Here is a 1044-nt window from a genome sequence, read left to right on the forward strand (position 1 = left end):
CCGCATAATCTCCATGCTGTTCTGCAATCTGCGGAAAATTTAGAGCCTCTGCCTCACAACTGACGGCTCACTCTCATCCCCCTTAATTGGGGGATTTTCGTGTCCACAGGTTTGTAGACAAATTGTTGACACTGTAGACAGAATGAGTTATTGTAGACAAATGCTGTTTACAAGTGTCTACAATGAGTCAAAGTCAAGTTATATCGTTCAGAGCCTCCGGTCACTTTCTCAACTGGATAGAAGCTCAGAGGCTGGAGGGTGAGTCGGTAAGCCAAGCTGCACAACGCATTCTCAAGGAAATTTCAGGCACGTCTACACTGTCTACAACAAGGAAAGATGTTGTGTCTACAATGTCTGCGGATTTGTCTACACGAGGCAATGATAGTTTCGTGTCTACAGACGTTGTAGACATTGTAGACAGGACTGTAAGTTCAAGTCTTGACCCCGTGATGGAACGCATGGCCACCATTGAGGAACGGCTGGGAAAATTGAGAGCCTGAGCGATGGCAACGATGAATCGCTCAGGCAGGAATTGAAAGCGGCCAACAAGCAACTCACAGAATGGGATGCAGAACTGAATCAGTTACACGAACGCAACGGCGATTTGGTACTGAAAGTTCAGATGCAGGAGCAAGAACTCAAGGAAGCGCGACGCGATCGGGAAGCAAACAAAAACTCGGCTCTGACCGCCGCAGAATTCCCAGAGCCGGCTGACTTGCTCAACCAGTTGAAAGCGCGACGTAAAAAATCAAGGGCGGACTTGGCCGACATGGAGGTGCTTTTGGAAATACTTAGCTCAGAGAGTTAACCCGTGCCTACCAAGGGATGGCTGAATACCACCTGTCTAAAAGAAGTAGTGTTGTGCAATTGTTGTGTAAGACCACTGCACAACAAATGCACAACAAATGCACAACAAATGCACAACAAACAATGTTTCAGGCAGTCTGTCCGTTGGGGGGAAAACGTCTGAAACTCTTGTCATGTATAGGTTTAGTTAACGGGTACGGCAGGACTTGAACCTGCGGCTCGCTGCTTAGAAGGCAG

2 protein-coding genes are annotated in these 1044 nt (G+C 47.7%); both read left to right on the top strand.

Annotation, left to right across the window (positions count from 1 at the left end):
• Positions 1–182: 182 nt before the first annotated feature.
• A complete protein-coding gene (locus JGK39_RS00050) occupies positions 183–500 on the top strand; it encodes a hypothetical protein (RefSeq protein WP_293297094.1) in 318 nt (105 codons plus the stop codon).
• 32 nt (positions 501–532) lie between these two features.
• On the top strand, positions 533–808 hold the full coding sequence (locus tag JGK39_RS00055) for a flagellar alpha dynein (protein ID WP_293297091.1): 276 nt from the start codon (positions 533–535) through the stop codon (positions 806–808).
• The last annotated feature ends 236 nt before the right edge of the window (positions 809–1044 follow it).

This window comes from Microcoleus sp. PH2017_12_PCY_D_A (genome assembly GCF_020738565.1).
In the GTDB taxonomy this organism is placed as follows: Bacteria; Cyanobacteriota; Cyanobacteriia; order Cyanobacteriales; family Microcoleaceae; genus Microcoleus.